16 protein-coding genes and 8 tRNA genes are annotated in these 17,078 nt (G+C 35.2%); 11 read left to right on the top strand and 13 right to left on the bottom strand.

What is annotated here, in order from left to right; all coding sequences use genetic code 11:
* The first annotated feature begins 38 nt into the window (after positions 1-38).
* Both BOQ64_RS22440 and BOQ64_RS22435 read left to right on the top strand, forming a co-directional pair.
* Complete coding sequence (locus BOQ64_RS22440; protein ID WP_228448527.1) at positions 39-695, top strand: Crp/Fnr family transcriptional regulator; 657 nt, start codon at positions 39-41, stop codon at positions 693-695.
* Between the two features lie 53 nt (positions 696-748).
* A complete protein-coding gene (locus tag BOQ64_RS22435; RefSeq protein WP_129059396.1) occupies positions 749-1,432 on the top strand; it encodes an MBL fold metallo-hydrolase in 684 nt (227 codons plus the stop codon).
* A gap of 310 nt (positions 1,433-1,742) precedes the next feature.
* Here BOQ64_RS22435 and BOQ64_RS23300 read toward each other — a convergent pair.
* From BOQ64_RS23300 to BOQ64_RS22415, 5 genes are all read right to left on the bottom strand, one after another.
* Positions 1,743-1,841: transfer RNA gene (locus tag BOQ64_RS23300), tRNA-Ser, on the bottom strand.
* Positions 1,842-1,865: 24 nt separating this feature from the next.
* Positions 1,866-1,939, bottom strand: a tRNA-Arg gene (locus tag BOQ64_RS22430).
* Positions 1,940-1,971: 32 nt separating this feature from the next.
* Positions 1,972-2,046 (bottom strand) — tRNA-Pro (locus BOQ64_RS22425).
* A 94-nt stretch (positions 2,047-2,140) separates the two neighbouring features.
* Positions 2,141-2,214 (bottom strand) — tRNA-Arg (locus tag BOQ64_RS22420).
* Positions 2,215-2,245: 31 nt separating this feature from the next.
* A tRNA-Pro gene (locus tag BOQ64_RS22415) sits at positions 2,246-2,320 on the bottom strand.
* Between the two features lie 238 nt (positions 2,321-2,558).
* On the opposite strand from BOQ64_RS22415, the gene BOQ64_RS22410 reads away from it, so the two are divergent.
* From BOQ64_RS22410 to BOQ64_RS22400, 3 genes are all read left to right on the top strand, one after another.
* Entirely contained in the window at positions 2,559-2,858 is a 300-nt protein-coding gene (locus BOQ64_RS22410; protein WP_129059394.1) for a hypothetical protein, read from the top strand.
* Between the two features lie 123 nt (positions 2,859-2,981).
* Entirely contained in the window at positions 2,982-3,506 is a 525-nt protein-coding gene (locus BOQ64_RS22405) for a thermonuclease family protein (protein WP_129059393.1), read from the top strand.
* Positions 3,507-3,659: 153 nt separating this feature from the next.
* Complete coding sequence (locus BOQ64_RS22400) at positions 3,660-4,955, top strand: hypothetical protein (RefSeq protein ID WP_129059392.1); 1,296 nt, start codon at positions 3,660-3,662, stop codon at positions 4,953-4,955.
* Positions 4,956-5,539: 584 nt separating this feature from the next.
* Here BOQ64_RS22400 and BOQ64_RS22390 read toward each other — a convergent pair.
* From BOQ64_RS22390 to BOQ64_RS22370, 5 genes are all read right to left on the bottom strand, one after another.
* On the bottom strand, positions 5,540-5,812 hold the full coding sequence (locus tag BOQ64_RS22390; protein ID WP_129059390.1) for a GIY-YIG nuclease family protein: 273 nt from the start codon (positions 5,810-5,812) through the stop codon (positions 5,540-5,542).
* Positions 5,813-5,899: 87 nt separating this feature from the next.
* Complete coding sequence (locus BOQ64_RS22385; RefSeq protein ID WP_129059389.1) at positions 5,900-6,172, bottom strand: GIY-YIG nuclease family protein; 273 nt, start codon at positions 6,170-6,172, stop codon at positions 5,900-5,902.
* Positions 6,173-6,222: 50 nt separating this feature from the next.
* Positions 6,223-6,296 (bottom strand) — tRNA-Arg (locus BOQ64_RS22380).
* A 42-nt stretch (positions 6,297-6,338) separates the two neighbouring features.
* Positions 6,339-6,413 (bottom strand) — tRNA-Pro (locus BOQ64_RS22375).
* 14 nt (positions 6,414-6,427) lie between these two features.
* Positions 6,428-6,512 (bottom strand) — tRNA-Ser (locus BOQ64_RS22370).
* A gap of 136 nt (positions 6,513-6,648) precedes the next feature.
* On the opposite strand from BOQ64_RS22370, the gene BOQ64_RS22365 reads away from it, so the two are divergent.
* From BOQ64_RS22365 to BOQ64_RS22350, 4 genes are all read left to right on the top strand, one after another.
* The gene (locus tag BOQ64_RS22365; protein ID WP_129059388.1) at positions 6,649-7,674 is read left to right on the top strand and encodes an N-acetylmuramoyl-L-alanine amidase; all 1,026 of its coding nucleotides are present in this window, start codon (positions 6,649-6,651) and stop codon (positions 7,672-7,674) included.
* Between the two features lie 74 nt (positions 7,675-7,748).
* Positions 7,749-9,149, top strand: coding sequence for an aspartate ammonia-lyase (gene aspA, locus BOQ64_RS22360; RefSeq protein ID WP_129059387.1), 1,401 nt, complete (start codon positions 7,749-7,751; stop codon positions 9,147-9,149).
* Between the two features lie 73 nt (positions 9,150-9,222).
* Complete coding sequence (locus BOQ64_RS22355) at positions 9,223-10,080, top strand: glycosyltransferase (protein ID WP_129059386.1); 858 nt, start codon at positions 9,223-9,225, stop codon at positions 10,078-10,080.
* A gap of 107 nt (positions 10,081-10,187) precedes the next feature.
* A complete protein-coding gene (locus tag BOQ64_RS22350) occupies positions 10,188-11,234 on the top strand; it encodes a hypothetical protein (protein ID WP_129059385.1) in 1,047 nt (348 codons plus the stop codon).
* Between the two features lie 27 nt (positions 11,235-11,261).
* Here the strand turns inward: BOQ64_RS22350 and BOQ64_RS22345 are convergent, their stop codons facing one another.
* The 3 genes from BOQ64_RS22345 to BOQ64_RS22335 all read right to left on the bottom strand — a co-directional run bounded on the left by BOQ64_RS22345 (position 11,262) and on the right by BOQ64_RS22335 (position 14,545).
* The gene (locus BOQ64_RS22345; RefSeq protein ID WP_129059384.1) at positions 11,262-12,740 is read right to left on the bottom strand and encodes a lipopolysaccharide biosynthesis protein; all 1,479 of its coding nucleotides are present in this window, start codon (positions 12,738-12,740) and stop codon (positions 11,262-11,264) included.
* 9 nt (positions 12,741-12,749) lie between these two features.
* Positions 12,750-13,544, bottom strand: coding sequence for an FkbM family methyltransferase (locus BOQ64_RS22340; RefSeq protein ID WP_129059867.1), 795 nt, complete (start codon positions 13,542-13,544; stop codon positions 12,750-12,752).
* A gap of 338 nt (positions 13,545-13,882) precedes the next feature.
* Positions 13,883-14,545 carry a DUF2461 domain-containing protein gene (locus tag BOQ64_RS22335; RefSeq protein ID WP_129059383.1) on the bottom strand — a complete coding sequence of 221 codons (663 nt, stop codon included), beginning with the start codon at positions 14,543-14,545 and terminating at the stop codon, positions 13,883-13,885.
* A gap of 167 nt (positions 14,546-14,712) precedes the next feature.
* On the opposite strand from BOQ64_RS22335, the gene BOQ64_RS22330 reads away from it, so the two are divergent.
* Both BOQ64_RS22330 and BOQ64_RS22325 read left to right on the top strand, forming a co-directional pair.
* On the top strand, positions 14,713-14,898 hold the full coding sequence (locus BOQ64_RS22330; protein WP_129059382.1) for a bacteriocin-like protein: 186 nt from the start codon (positions 14,713-14,715) through the stop codon (positions 14,896-14,898).
* 379 nt (positions 14,899-15,277) lie between these two features.
* Entirely contained in the window at positions 15,278-16,978 is a 1,701-nt protein-coding gene (locus BOQ64_RS22325; protein ID WP_129059381.1) for a DEAD/DEAH box helicase, read from the top strand.
* Positions 16,979-17,078: the final 100 nt, after the last annotated feature.

Raw genomic sequence — 17,078 nt, 5'->3', positions numbered from 1 at the left:
TCATGTTAGCTTTTTTGAAGGTATAATAATGATTAGATTTGGATATTGGATTTACCTATGATCCATTGATGGCTAAGAAGAAAATAAAAGAACAGAAAAATTGCGAAATGACTGATGTATTTGAAAATTATCTATCCTCAACCGGAGGGTTCTCAGCAGAAGAAATTCACTTTTCTGCACAGTTTTTTAAGCCTATCCATCTAAAAAAAGGTGATTTTTTTATTCAAGAAGATGAGCTCTGCCGCTATGTTGGATTTATCGCAAGCGGGGCTGTAAAAGCATACGCTATTGATAATGAAGGAAAAGAAAATATAACTTGCTTTAAGTTTGAAAATGAATTTGCCACTTCGTTTCCGGAGTTTGTGAGGCAGGAAAAATCCAGAAGAAGCATCAGGGCTATAGAAGATAGCGTAATTTATAGGATAAACTTCCAGGATTATCAGCATCTGCTTAATCAGGTGAGTGTCTGGAACGAAGTCATAAAATTGGTGATGGAAAAAGAGTATAGCCAAAAAGAAGGCTATCTCCTGAATTACAATAATAAATCGACTGTAGATAAATACCATTATGTTCTGTCTAATGAACCAATGCTTGTCCAACGTGTCACAACTCAGGATCTGGCAGCGTATCTTGGGATTACTCAGCGATCATTAACACGGGCGAAAGGGCAGATACATAAACCTAACGTATTATAGGACAAATGTCCTCATACAGAACTGATCGGGGAGTTAGATTTGCACAAAAAAATATGCTACGTCAAATTGCTCCTGAAGTGTTTCAGATTTCACTCATGCCAAGAAACAGTATCAATTGCTATATAATTGAAGGTGTATTGGTAGACTCCGGAATAAGGAGTTCGTATACCACTATAAAGAAGGTTCTCCAGAAAATCCCTGTTTATCAGCATGTACTAACTCACGCGCATGCAGACCATCAAGGTTGTAGTGATCAGATATGTGAAGAATTCAATATTCCTTTACTCTGTCATCCCAACGAAGTTTTTAGGACCGAAACGGGTATGGTAACCCACGACTATCCAACCCCGGAACATTGGGTAGCAATACTTCAGCAAAAGTACTGGGCAGGTCAGGGGCATAGAGTTGACAGAACAATTGTTGAGAATGATATGATTGGAAACTTTAAGGTAATAGAGACTCCCGGACATTCAGGTGGCCATATTTCTTTATTCCGTGAGAGGGATGGTGTCCTGATTATCGGAGATGTGGCAACAAATATGAACCTACTCACAACAGCTACCGGGCTGCGACTTCCACCAAACATATTCACTTCAGATCAACAGCGCAATATCAAATCACTTCAGAAGTTAGCAGTACTGAACCCTTCTATTATCTGCTTCGGCCACGGTCCGGTTATGCAAAATACAGATCGTAAATTTGAGCAATTTGTGGCGAAATGCAGTGAGGCTGGTTAAAAATCGATTTTGCTTTAATTATGATTTATACAACAAAAAACCTCACCATAAAAATGATGAGGTTTCAGTGAGCGCGAAAGGATTCGAACCTTTGCCGTCCCGATTTGCAATCGGGATGCTCTATCTATATATTTTCGCAGGAAGTATAGTACAACAAAAACCTCACCATAAAAATGATGAGGTTTCAGTGAGCGCGAAAGGATTCGAACTTTTGCCGTTCCGATTTGCAATCGGGATGCTCTATCTATAAATTTTCGCAGGAAGTATAATACAACAAAAAAACCTCATCAAAAAACTGATGAGGTTTCAGTGAGCGCGAAAGGATTCGAACCTTTGCCATCCCGATTTGCAATCGGGATGCTCTATCTGTATATTTTTACCATTAAGTATAATACAACAAAAAAACCTCATCAAAAAACTGATGAGGTTTCAGTGAGCGCGAAAGGATTCGAACCTTTGACCGTCTGCTTAGAAGGCAGATGCTCTATCCAGCTGAGCTACGCACCCATTATGTAATTTTGAGAAAATTACCAAAACTGTCGGGGCGGCAGGATTCGAACCTGCGACCTCCTGGTCCCAAACCAGGCGCGATGACCGGACTACGCTACGCCCCGAGATGTCATCCTTAATGAATTTTACTTCATCATTTTAATTTAAAAACCAAAAGCTTTAAAAATTAAAATAAATAGACCTAGGTACTATTTGTTGTGAGCGCGAAAGGATTCGAACCTTTGACCGTCTGCTTAGAAGGCAGATGCTCTATCCAGCTGAGCTACGCACCCATTATGTAATTTTAAGAAATTACCAAAACTGTCGGGGCGGCAGGATTCGAACCTGCGACCTCCTGGTCCCAAACCAGGCGCGATGACCGGACTACGCTACGCCCCGATTAAAGGTCATCATTAACGAATTTTACTTCGTTTTTGCGGTTGCAAAGGTACAATACTTTTTGAAATAAAAAAATAAATTTCAGGATAATTTTTAATTAAATTTCAGTAAAACTTTTTTGTTAACTTTACTTGATTAATAACCATGGATTTAGGCTTTAGGAGAAATTTTAAGTTTTTTTACAGTTTTATAGCTTGGTGATAAATTTTGCTTTTCTAGATTTAAAAAAATAAAAAATATGAAGCCTCAGGATTTTTATAAAATATACCTTCCTGCTTTAGAAAAAGCATTTCAAAATGATGAGGTAAATGATGGGTTTTATGTGAAAGGACCGGAAGAATATATTGATTCAATATTCTTAGATGAGGTTACCCAGTATTTAGAAGAAAACGAAGATGCATTTTTAGAAAAAGTGGCTTATTATTTTGATGCTAAATCACATTATTTTCCATCCATTAATGAAATTGATATAGATGTTTATAAAAAAGAGTTGAGAGATGAGATATTAAGAATAAAGATGAATTTGTCTTATATTTAGATTTTCTTACTGCCTGGTCCCTTTGTTGTTCAAAATTTCCCGACTTTAAGCAATTATCAGTTAAAATTAATTTCCTTCCTTCGGATTCCTTTTTTCATTTCCTTTAATCCCTATATTTGCCACATGAAACGATTAATGTTGATGAGCTTGCTTTTCCCTGCAATTTTATTCTCACAAACGAGCGGAAAAGTAATCAAAGTATCGGATGGAGATACTATCACTGTACTTTTAAAAGGTAACACACAAAAGAAACTCAGATTAGCAGAAGTAGATTGTCCGGAAAGTGGGCAGGCTTTTGGGAAAAATGCAAAACAGTTCACCTCTGCACAGGTATTTGGAAAAACGGTTAAGTTCAAAGAGAGCAGTACGGACCGTTACGGACGTTCCATTGCCAAAATATATTATGATAATGATAAATACCTTTCCAAAGAGGTTATCAAAGCCGGAATGGGGTGGTGGTATTTTTCTTATTCCAAAGATGATTCTTTAGGAAAACTGCAGGAAAAAGCCCAACAGAATAAGATTGGTCTTTGGCAGGATGTTCATGCTGTTGCTCCTTGGGACTACAGAAAGATGAAACGGGAACAGTCAAAAAATAAGAAGAACCAGGCATCTGCAATTCAAGTGAAAACAAAAAAAGATATTTAAAAATAATAAAGAACCTTAGGATGATTTCTAAGGTTTTTTTATTCATAAAATAGCCGGAGCAAAACAAGAATTGTAATTTATTATATTTGTGATACAGATACTTATAAAAAATTCTTTAAAGAGTAGTTCTGTGTAAATAAAAAAAACTTAACCATGAGGCGGACTTTTATTTTCATAATACTGTTTTCTCTGTTTGGACAATATCTATTGGGGCAAAAGAGTACGGTTTCCGTAGATAGTATTTCAATGTTTTATAACGAGTTTAAAATTGAAGCTAAAAAGAAGATTGATCTTTGGAATAAAGATCTCTATGGGCCTATCCTTTTAATTGACTCAAAGACAAAAGCAGTTTTTGCAAATGAGCCGGATGAAAGTGGAATTTTAAAAGCAGATGGAAATATTTATACAGGTGTTTTACCTGATAAAATTAATATTGCCAATACCGCTATAAACTGGAACGGAAAAAGATGGGCGATGATGATGCTTCCGCTCCCTAAAAATAAATATGACAGAATAGGCTTGCTGGCTCATGAGTCTTTTCACCGCATACAACCTTCATTAGGCTTTGAATTAAATAACATTGAAAACAACCATCTGGATCAGAAAGAGGGGAGAGTTTATCTTCGTTTGGAACTTGAAGCTTTAAAAAGAGCTTTAACGGCGGTTTCAGAAAAAGAATTGAAGAAACATCTTACCAATGCACTTGCTTTTAGGAAATACAGACATAATCTTTACAATGGTTCTGATGTAAGTGAAAATTTCTTGGAGCTCAATGAAGGAATAGCAGAATTTACAGGAGTCATCGTGAGTGGTAGAAGTAAAGAACAGACAATATCATCTTTAAGCAATGGAATTGATGGGTTTATAGATAATCCTACATTTGTTCGTTCATTTGCTTACCACACTGTCCCTGTGTACGGATATCTGCTGTATAAAAAAGATAAAAGCTGGAATAAGAAAATTACAGGAAAAACAAATCTTACCAATTATTTTATCAAAGCGTTCAATATTGAAATTGCTAATGATTTTAAAGATGCTGTAGAGAAATTAGTAAATGATTATAATGGCTCAGTAATAATTGAGGAAGAAACAAAAAGAGAAGAAAGGATAAAAAATCTTATCGCTGAATATAAGTCCAAATTTATTGATCAGCCTCATTTTGAAATAAAATTTGAAAAGATGAATGTCTCTTTTGATCCAAGAAATATAATTCCAATTGAAGATAAAGGAACGGTTTATCCTAACATCAGAGTTACAGATAAATGGGGGATTTTAACCGTAGAAAAGGGCGCGTTAATGAGTCCAAACTGGGATAAGATTTCAATATCTAATCCCGTTAGTATAGATGGTGAAAAAATAGAAGGAGACGGTTGGATTCTTGAACTGACTGATGGATATGGAATAAAGAAAAACGAAACGAACGGAATTTATGTGTTGATTAAAAAGTAGCGAGACATCATAGATAATAAATAGAATATAATAACAAAGCAGTATTATAGATAAAAGCCTTACCGTTCAAATGATAAGGCTTTTGTTGTTTATAAATATTGAGATTTATATTTTACAAGTCATTTGGATTTGGGAAAGGACCGCATAAACATAGTCCGTTAGCATCACAACCTCCCTGTTCAAAACCTTGTTCTTTGCATATTTCTCTGCAAAGTCGTGGAAGGCATTGGTTGGGTATGATTCCTCCTAAAATAGTTTTTAATTCATCTCTCTTTAGGGTACTGTGTTGTTTTTTGAATGTTTTCATGGTAATTGTTTTTTTTTATTAGTCGCTCAAATATAGAAAATATTTTGTCCTTTAAGTGTGATTTTTTTATTCAATGTAAATTAAGATTGGGAAATTTAGAAAGTAAAGACTATTATGAGGTTTGGAACAGAGCTTTTATGAGAATGAAATAGATTATGTGCTTAGAAGGCAGATGTACTCTTTTTAAATTAATATGATATATAAAACAAAAAACCTCACCATAAAAATGATGAGGTTTTTGTGAGCGCGAAAGGATTCGAACCTTTGACCGTCCCGATTATAAATCGGGATGCTCTATCTGGTTGATATTGCCAATAAGTTTTTGAATACTGGATTTGCTTTTCCAGCTCTTTATTTCACGTTCTCTTTTATAAGCTTCGGGTTTTGAATCGAAACATTCAGAATAGATAATAATCCAATCTTTAGCTTTTGCTGTAAACCCTTTGTGATTTGAAAGGTGCTTTCTTAATCTTTCCTGTAGGCTCTCACAGGAATGTCCGATATAATATTTGTTAAGAGACTCAGAGTAGAGAATATAGACGTGATACATGGAACTAATATAAAGCAAAAAACCTCATCATAAAAAATGATGAGGTTTTTGTGAGCGCGAAAGGATTCGAACCTTTGACCGTCCCGATTATAAATCGGGATGCTCTATCTGGTTGATATTGCCAATGAGTTTTTGAATACTGGATTTGCTTTTCCAGCTCTTTATTTCACGTTCTCTTTTATAAGCTTCGGATTTTAAATCGAAACATTCAGAATAGATAATAATCCAATCTTTAGCTTTTGCTGTAAACCCTTTGTGGTTTGAAAGGTGCTTTTTTAATCTTTCCTGTAGGCTCTCACAGGAATGTCCGATATAATATTTGTTAAGAGACCCAGAGTAGAGAATATAGACGTAACACATGGAACTAATATAAAACAAAAAACCTCACCATAAAAATGATGAGGTTTTTGTGAGCGCGAAAGGATTCGAACCTTTGACCGTCTGCTTAGAAGGCAGATGCTCTATCCAGCTGAGCTACGCACCCTTAGAAGTTGATTCTCGCTTAGTAATAAGCGCATTAAAAAAGTCGGGGCGGCAGGATTCGAACCTGCGACCTCCTGGTCCCAAACCAGGCGCGATGACCGGACTACGCTACGCCCCGAATATATAAGAGAGCGGAGGGTAAGGGATTCGAACCCTTGCGACACTTTCGCGTCGACAGTTTAGCAAACTGCTCCGTTAACCACTCCGGCAACCCTCCTTTTTTGTTTATTTTTTAATGATCGTTGTTCCGTTATTGCGAGTGCAAATATAGAACAGATTTCTTTATTTACCAAATAAAATTCAAGAAATTTTTGTGTATTTTTGAGGTAATAATTTGATAAAAAACCAAACTGATGCGTAAAACATTATATATCATCGGATTAAGCACTTTAGTTTTTTCATGTACTTCTCAAAAAAATGTGAAAAAAAATACGTACCAACCGAAAACCCCCGTGGCACAGCCGAAACAAGTAGTAAAGACTCAAACTCCGGATGCTCCAAAACCAAAAGTAATAAGTGATCATGGAGTAGACTTTTTTACTACTAATATAGCAGACCCAACAAAAAATGATAATACGGCAAGTTATGGTTCTATTGTATCTGCAAAACCAGCAGGATATAAAGTAGTAAAAACGTACTTCCCAGCTATGGCGCAGAATTTCAGACAACGTTATCTGATCATGCATTATACAGTGCTTCCTGATGATAAGTCTATTACTGTTCTTACCCAGCCTGGTGTAAGTGCTCATTATCTGGTAAATAATACTGGAGATAATGAAATCTATCAGTTGGTGGATGAAAATAAGAGAGCATATCATGCTGGGGTAAGTTCATGGAGAGCAGATAAGAATCTTAACGATACCTCTATAGGAATTGAAATTGTAAACCCAGGTTTTACAACTGATGCTGCAGGCAAAAGAGTATTTGTCCCTTTCAGTGATGCTCAGATAAGAAAAGTGGCAGCGTTGGCAAAAGATATTGTTACAAGATATCAGATTCCGGCAACCAATGTTATTGGTCATGCAGATATTGCCCCTACAAGAAAACAGGATCCGGGGCCAATGTTCCCATGGAAAAAACTGTATGATGAATACCAGATAGGAATGTGGTATGATGAGGCAACAAAACAAAACTATTTTGATCTTGCCCAAACTGAACTTCCTGCGAAATATAGTGATACAGTCTTTATTTTCTCTATTCAGACTGCATTGCAGAAATTTGGTTACGGAATAGAGCTTAGCGGAAAATGGGACGATGCTACTAAGAAAACAATTGAAGCATTTCAGTATCATTTCCGTCCAGAAAATTACGACGGAATTATGGATGCAGAATCATGGGCGATATTACAAGCTTTGAATGTGAAATATTCAGTAAAATAATTCTCAAATTAAAACGCATCGGATCGATGCGTTTTTGCTATCTTTAAACCATCAAAAACAGTAAAATATCTGTAATGGAAAATTTCAGAAAAGAAAGTGATCTATTAGGCGAACTGAACGTGCCTTTAGACGCTTATTATGGAGTGCAGACGCAAAGAGCAATCAACAACTTCAAAATCTCAGGGCAGCTTTTGTCTTCATATCCGGATTTTATCAAAGGACTGGCTTTCGTAAAAAAAGCTGCGGCAAAAACCAATTATGAATTAGGACTTCTTGATGAAAGCTTATATTTCAAAATAGCAGAAGCGTGTGATGAGATTGTAGCTGGGAAATATCATGAGCAGTTTCCTGTAGATATGATTCAGGGAGGAGCAGGAACTTCAATCAATATGAATGCGAATGAAGTGATTGCGAATGTAGTCTTGGAGAAATTAGGAAAAAATAAAGGAGAATACGAATTCTGTTCACCTAACGACCATATCAATCTTTCACAATCAACCAACGATGCTTATCCTACAGCTATCAAAATGGGGCTGTTACAGATGAATATCGGATTGGTAGAAAGACTGGAAAAAATCATAGCAGCTTTCCGTGCCAAAGGACAGGAGTTTCATGATGTTATCAAAATGGGACGTACTCAGCTTCAGGATGCTGTTCCAATGACATTAGGCCAGGAATTTGAAGCATACGCTGCTACATTAGAAGAAGATATCTCTAAGCTGAACAATAATGCAAGCCTTTTTGTAGAAGTAAATATGGGAGCAACAGCCATCGGAACAGGATTAAATGCTCCGGTTGGATATGCAACCCTTTGTGCTAAAAATTTAGCTCAGATTACAGGATTCCCGATTGTTTCAGCACCAGATTTGGTAGAAGCTACACCGGATACAGGATCTTATGTGATCTATTCTTCAGCTACAAAGCGTCTTGCTGTAAAACTATCGAAAATCTGTAACGATTTAAGATTACTTTCATCAGGGCCAAGAGCTGGACTTTTTGAAATCAATCTTCCGCCAATGCAGCCGGGATCATCCATTATGCCGGGTAAAGTAAATCCTGTTATTCCGGAAGTGGTAAACCAGGTTTGTTTTAAAGTATTTGGAAACGACTTAACGGTAACCTTTGCAGCAGAAGCAGGACAGTTACAGCTTAACGTAATGGAGCCGGTACTTTCTCATGCAATCATGGAAAATATTAATTTCCTTTGTAATGCATTAGATACGCTTCGTGATAAATGTGTAGTAGGAATTACTGCCAACAAAGAAGTTTGTCTGAATATGGTAAAACACAGCATCGGAATTGTAACGGCACTGAACCCTTATATCGGCTACAAACAATCTACACAGATTGCAAAAGAAGCTCTGGAAACAGGGAAAAGTGTTTACAACCTTGTTTTAGAAAAAGGAATTCTTTCCCAGGAAAAATTGGATGAAATCCTTGATCCGAAAAACATGTTGAAACCACACAATAAATAAAATAAAACAATAAGTGATAAATGGTGTTTTTCATCATTTATCACTTATCATTACATCATTTATAAAATACTCCGTGAGGTTTTTAATTATTATTCCTGCCCACAACGAAGAGCAGAACCTCTCTTTCACTCTGGATTCTCTACAGCAACAAAGTAGTAAGGATTTTAAAGTCGTAGTCGTTAATGACGGCTCTACAGACAGTACCCCTGAAGTTATCAGGAAATACACAGAGGCCGATTCCCGTTTTAAAACCATTAATCTTCAGAAATCAGAACATCAACCTGGTTCAAAAGTTGTTCATGCCTTTAAAAATGGCTTACAGACACAATCTGTAGACGAATTTGATATCATTTGTAAATTTGATGCCGATATTATTCTTCCTGAAAACTATTTGAAAACTGTAGAAGAAGCTTTTATCAATTATCCTGAATATGGATTGGTAGGTGGTTTACTGTATATTGAAAAAGAAGGGAGCTGGGTATATGAAGGTAATTCCAATAAACATCATGTAAGAGGACCTATGAAGGCCTATCGGAAAGAATGTTTTGTTCAGATGGGAGGGCTAAGAGAAACATTAGGATGGGACAACATAGATTCTATTTTATTGGAGCATTTGGGCTGGAAAGAAGTGGTCTTACCGGAACTTCATGTAAAGCTTATTAAAGTAAAAGGAGCTGATTATACCATAAGGCCGGCAGATTACTACGGACGTTATTTCTATTTTTTAGGATTAAACAGGTTTCTGGCTTATATTGCAGCATCAAAGGAAGCTATGAAAAGCAAATCACCATCATTTTTCTTTGATATTGTTAAGTCTTTTGAAGATTGCAAATCCAAAAAATTGGAACTTAAAATTACAAAAGAAGAGCAAAAAGCGGTCAATGACCAACGTTGGAAGATGTTGAAGAAAAAATGGCTGAAAATAGGATGATGTAAACCTAAATGAACATCAATAGGAACGGGCTTTAGCCCGTTTAACAAAAAGATAAAATTTCCATTGGCTTTAGCCAAAACCTAAAAAATAATCTCAATCAGTCAGTGAAAAAAATAGCTTACATAGAAATAGATACCCACGCAGAAATAGCACAGGCTTTCATGAATATCATGGAAGGATCCCAACATTTCAATGTAGATTATTATTTTTCCAAAAAAATAAAAGATCAGATCCGTGAAACGGGGTCAGATATCTTTTTGTCTGACAGTTCTATGATTTTAGATCAGCTGAAAACTAGAGAATACGATTTGGTGATTATTGGAACTGTTCATCGTTATTTCAATACATTTTTGGCAATAACAAAGAAATATAACACCACGGTCATTGCTCATAATCTGAATTTTACCAAAGCCTCAAAATTTGATTTAATAAAAAGCGTGTTCAAAGGTGATGTTATTTACAGACTGAAGTTATGGTGGAAAGAAGGATTGTTGTACGCTGGAGAGGTGTATCAAAAATCTAGATTTCTGGTAGTGCTGGATGAAGCATTGGTTTCCGGAAGATATCAGTTTCTGTCTCTTTTTTATACTAAAAGTTTTACTCAATCTGAGAATGAAAGTCTTATGGTTACTATTCCTGGTGGTGTTTCGCAGAAGAGGAGAGATTATAATCACATCTTTACAACCATTCAGAAGACCAAGACAGATCGGAAATGTGAATTTATTTTCCTTGGAAAAGCAAAGGATAAAGAATTGAAGCAGCTTGAACAATTGTCTTCAAACTTACCGGAGAATATTTCTGTAACCTATTTTTCAAATAGGGTTTCTGCGGAAGCCTTTGAAGTATGGATGCAGAAAGCCGATGTACTTTGGTGTCCTATCCAACAGGAAACAGAATTTTTCAGCATAAAGGAAACGTATGGGAAAACCAAGATGACAGGAAATCTGGGAGATTCCATTACCTATGGAAAACCGGCTGTTTTTCCAAAGAGTTACCCTTCAACACTGAATTTCATTTTACCTGAGAAAGAAAATATCTTTGAACAGCTGAATGAACTTACTGATGCCTATTTCGACTTTCAAAAAAGCTATAGCAGGGCAGAAGTTCAAAAAAGATTAGAACAGTTATTAAACAGCCTTATTACAGGGTGAAAACTAGTGCTGTTTTTCTTCCAAGTCTTATTTAAATTTAAAAATACTCTTAATAAATTTCGCATTCAGATAATCTTCTATCGGGAAAATCTTTGTAAAATAGTTTCCGATATAGATTAATGCTAATACTACAGCAGGTTTGTAGATCAGATTGATGAAGTTGCTGTCAAAATTAGGTAAAACAATGGCTACTGTAATTGCTAAAGTGCAGATGATTGAAATGAAGATCATCTCAATGGTTAGTGGTGAAACTTTAAACATAATATAGTTAAACAAGATTTTAACAACATTATAGATCGTAAGGGAAATTGCTGTAGATAAAGCAATTCCAATAAGTTTCAGGTCAGTATTCTTGATGAAATAAAAATTCAGTCCAATCGTCAATCCTGCTAATAAAAGCATTACCAGAATATTGAATCTGTAATATTTTGAAAGAGAGATGATGTTTCCATTAAATCCTGTGGCAAGGTCAATTAAAACTGCTGAACCCCAGATCCATACAACCGGTTCATATTCTCTGAGCATTACTCCGTTTTTAGGCATAAACTGAGTCAGATAAGGAAATCCGACCATGATGCAGGAAAACAATACTGCTCCCAGGAAATATAAAGTTAATGAAGTCTTTTTATGAAACTTGTCCAGTCCTTCCATATCACCGTCAGCAAGATGTTTACTGATGATAGGTGCTGAAATATTGAATAATCCTAATTGTGGAATAGAAATCAGTGAAATAAGAGCATACAGTACAGAATAAATACCGTTTTCTTCCATTCCCATAAATTCTCCAATCATAAAACTGTTGATCGCCAAATAATTTCCAAACGTTCCCAGAAAACCGAAGAAACTGTAGTTTAAAAATTCCTTCCAGAAATTATCTTTCTTAAAATAATCTGTACTGATGTCAAAATGAATTTTCTCAAGCTTATTAGTGTAGTAAATGTACCCGAAAAGCATCAGTGCAAATACTCCGAAGAAGAATGCCAGTGCTATATTCTGAGACATTGAAAAATAAAAGAACAGGCAGAATGCTCCTAAATTGGCTATTTTGGGAAATAGATTATCAAAAATGTTAGAAACAACAATTCTTTTATAGTTAGAGGTGTATTTATTAAAAATAGCACAAAGAGATAAGACTAATATAAGAGGTAAAATAATTCCTTTGATTTTCCAGGCTTCCGAACGGATGAACTTAGGGTAAAAGTGAGGAAGGACAAAAAATATGACGGAAAATATGAGAAAGTTAATCAAAACAGTAACCAGTGATAGTGACAGCATGTTCTGATTTTTACCCTCTTTCTGTAAAGAATGAAAAAACTTTACGTTAGCATAGGAAATTCCAAAAACAACAAAAGGGACAAGCATTTCTGCAGTCTGCATACTGTAGCGGAGTTTTCCATAAAATTCAAAGTCATTTGGAAAAATGAATATTGCAGAAACTGTGCCCAGCAAAAAACCAATATAACCGATAATGGAATATTTGAAGCCTTGTCTCGCTACTACACTCATAAAGTTGTTTTAAGGGTTTTTAGGTATAAAAATAATATTGTTGATGTACTGAGTTTTATTTTTTTCGTCGTTTGTATTTTGTAAAAGAATGTCTTCTGTAAGAGTCTCCAGAGTAAAACTGTTCCTGTTCAGATATTTTACTTCATATCCCCAACTCTGTACTTCAGATATCTCATTCCATATGGGTGTTTGGTGGTGCCTTTGTTCCATCTCAACCATTAAGGTAGGCATAAACTGTCTGATGGTTTCTTTAGCTCCCGAAAGAGTCTTTATTTCATTGCCTTCAACGTCTATTTTAATAAAATCCAGTCTGTTGAAGTGTTCCAGAGCAGCCCATTCGTCCAGTTTAATAACCTTTACTTTCTCAGTATAGCTTTTCTCTTCGCCTTTTTCTTTGTAAGCAGTGTTTAAGGTTCCACGGGAAGCGATGGTTTTTCCGTTGATAATGGGAACTTTGAATTCCGCAATTGTATTTTCGTCAGAAAGAGCCAAAGGAAGTACCCTCATATGTGGGAACAGTCTTTTAAGTCTGGTATAAAGCTTTTTGTTTGGCTCAAAAGCATAGATATGTTCATGATCCAGCTTGTTTTCCAGTTGATAAAGGAAAGTTCCAACATTAGCACCAATGTCCAGTATTACAGCATTTTTTGGAAGGTATTCTTTGATCCATACCAGTTCCGGTTCTACATTGCGTTCCGAAAAATTATCTTTATTAAGATTATTTAAGGTTTTAAAATATCTTTTCTTATAAAAATCCGGACTTATATATTGTAGTTTTTCTGCAATTTTTTGGTATAAAGACATCCTTAGCTTTTTGACGAACAGCAAAGATACGTAAAAATGTAAAACTTATCTTAAAAAATGTTAAATATAATAATCTGATTCTCAGCTGAAAGACTTTGTGGTCTGTTTTGTAAGCGTTTAATTTCTAATGAATTTGAAATTTGTCACAGAAACGTCTTACAGTATGGATTGTTGTAAAGATTATAGGGGTTTTCACTGCTTTCAAATTTTATTAATATTGGAAAAATAATAAACAGAAAGTCTTTTTAAAGAGATAGATCGTGATAACCCTGTTCAGTAATAGAATAGGGATGTTTTACTTCGGATAGCTTGTATTATTAGATAAATGTACTGAAGGATCAGTTAAATGGTGTATTTAGAAAATCATTAAACGGTTTCATCAGTTTAAAGATCTTACTCATATTTTTCACTGCATTTTTATCCAGAACCTCTTCGTCTTTCAAATGATAAAGAACTATGAAGTTTTTAAGCTTTAAATATTCAGCCATAGGATCTTCCTTATCGAATCCCTGAGGAACTTTTTTCAGCTTATCATCCTGATCCAGTTCAGGGAAATGTTTTTTGAATTCTTTATGGTTTAGAATTTTAAGAAAATCATCAGCATATAGAGAAACTTCCTTTCGGACTTCTTTTAAAACGGAAGATTCAGGCATATAAATTCCACCAGCCAGAAAAGATTTGCCGGGCTCCATATGAAGATAATAGCCACCTTTCTGGTTTCCTTTTCCCATTCCAAGAGAGGCTCCGAAATTAGTTTTGTAGGGTGATTTATCCTTTGAAAATCGGGTATCACGGTAAATCCTGAATAATGCTTTTTTACTGTCAATTTTAGCAAGCTCTTCATCAAAATCTGACATTTCTCGGATAAGATCATCTAAAAATTCAATAACATTACTCTGAGATTCTGTATACAGGCTTTTATTTTCATTGAACCATTCACGGTTATTGTTGGTGGATAATTCTTTTAAAAATGCAAACGTTTTTGGTTGTATTGTATTCATTTTGTGATATTGATTGGTTAATGGTTGTAAAGAAAGATGTTGTGAAATGTATTTTAGACGAAGTTAAAAAATAAAGTTGCGTTTACCAAAAATTAAAATAGGGTTCACGCAGTTGGGAGTTATGTTTTTTAGCTTTGGGATACCAAATTATTATAACTTAATATACCATGAAAAATCTAAAAAAAATTTCAAGACCAGATTTGAAAAAATTACAGGGTGGAGCTGCAGCTTCATACAGTTGCGGATCTTACTGCAGTAAAGTAGATGAGCAATGTGGGAATTATCTTTATGAATGCTATTGCCAGGCACTTAATGGTGATCCTACATTTTTAAGATGTGTACCTAACCATTAATTGTTGGAAAAAACAATACAGGGCTGTCTCCAAAAAAGAGGCAGCTTTTATTTTGAAATATAGGAAGGGTAATTGTTGAAAAAAAGGATATTGAAAAACAATAATGGTAAAGTTAAATTTTTTAAATAAATTCCTTCTGTACAGTAAAATGATAATAGCTTTCTTGAAAATTCATAAATAATGGATAAAAAATTAATCCAATTTAATAAAAAAAAATAATGTTTAGAAATTCTTCAATTTGAAGCATGTTTTTTAGATTTAATTTTCAAAAAATCAAAAAAATATTACAAGATTCTGAATTTAAGTTTGCATATTTAAAACTTTGTTCAAAAACAAGTCAAATATTTGTTGTATCTTTGCAAAAATTTTAAAATAGTTAATGAATTTATTTACGGAAACCAGTTTAAGTCCTGATATTCTTAAGGCAATTGGCGAACTGGGCTACGAAAGCCCAACAGAAATCCAAAAACAGACTATCCCTTTTATTCTTTCAGATATTCGCGACTTGATCGCACTTGCGCAGACAGGGACAGGCAAAACAGCAGCGTTTTCGCTTCCGATTTTGGATATGATTGACGATACGAGTCGCAAAATCCAATTATTGGTGCTTTGTCCGACACGGGAATTATGTCTTCAGATTTCTAAAGACATAAAGAATTACTCTAAATACATGAACATCAAAACTACTGCGGTTTATGGTGGAAGTAGTATTGTAGAGCAAATGAGATCTTTAAAAGAGAAACCACAGATTATTGTGGGAACTCCAGGTAGGGTTATTGACCTTATCAACAGAAAAGCATTAGATTTTTCTGCAATTCATTGGTTAGTATTAGATGAAGCTGATGAAATGCTTTCAATGGGATTCAAAGACGAATTGGAAACCATTCTAAGCGAAACTCCGGAAACAAAACAGACTTTCTTATTCTCGGCTACGATGAATAAAGAGGTGGAAAGAATTTCCAAAAACTATCTTACAAAGCCACACCGTATTTCAGTAGGTTCTATCAACGAAGTGAAGAAGAACATTACGCACGAATATTATGTGGTAGGATACCGTCAGAAAAAAGAAGCATTAAAAAGATTAATTGATGCAAACCCTAATCAGTATTCCATCATCTTCTGTAGAACAAGAATGGAAACTCAGGAAGTTGCAGATTTCTTAATGCAGAACGGTTATGCAGCTGATGCCCTTCACGGAGACCTTTCTCAGGCGCAGAGAGATACGGTAATGAAGAAATTCAGATTGAAAAACATCGATATCCTTGTAGCAACAGACGTTGCAGCAAGAGGATTAGATGTGAACTCTCTGACTCACGTTATCCACTTCTCTTTACCTGATGATCCTGAAGTATTCGTTCACAGAAGTGGAAGAACAGGTAGAGCTGGTAAAGACGGTATTTCTATGGCTTTAATTAAGCCTGAAGAAAGCAGAAAGTTGAAACAGATCAAATCTGCTACTAAAATTGAGATTCACGAAAGATTTATCCCTACAGGAGATCAGATTATCAAAGCTCAGGTTGGAGGTGTTTTCGAAAAACTATTCACAGAGCACGAAGATCTTTTTGAATTTGATGACAGCTTAATCCCGGATCTAAGCAACTTCACAAAAGAAGAACTTGTACACCAGTTGTTACAGTTCCAATTGAAGGATCTTGCTTTATATTACAAAGACAAACATGATCTTGTTGAGCAGAAATTAAGCAGCAGAGATGATGATTACTCAAGAAGAGATCGTGGACGTGATAGAGACAGAGATAGAGGTCGCGACAGAGATAGAGACAGAGGAGAGCGTAGAGACAGAGACCGTGGTGGAAAACCAAGAAGAAAAGATGAAAACATGGTTAGATTCTTCTTCAACCTTGGTAAAAAAGACCACTTGAAGAAACTTGATGTTTTAGATATTATCAACAAAGCTACTGCTGGTGGAAAAACCAAGAAAAGAGCTGAAATTGGAGATATCGAGATCCTTGAGAAATTCTCTTTCTTTGAAGTTGAAAAATCATTCAAAGACAATGTTTTAAGTAACATTCAGTCTATGAAATTTAAAGGAAAAGATATGAGAGCTGAAGTAGCTAACTAATCTCTTTTTATACCATACAAAACCGGCAATAATGTCGGTTTTTTTATTTGGTAATCAGTGGATAAGCGAATGTTAACAAAACTTAATGTTATATAGTTTC

This window comes from Chryseobacterium sp. CH25 (genome assembly GCF_004119455.1).
Classification (GTDB): Bacteria; Bacteroidota; Bacteroidia; order Flavobacteriales; family Weeksellaceae; genus Chryseobacterium.
Note: the sequence above shows the minus strand (reverse complement) of the source record. Positions and strands in the feature narration are given on the sequence as shown.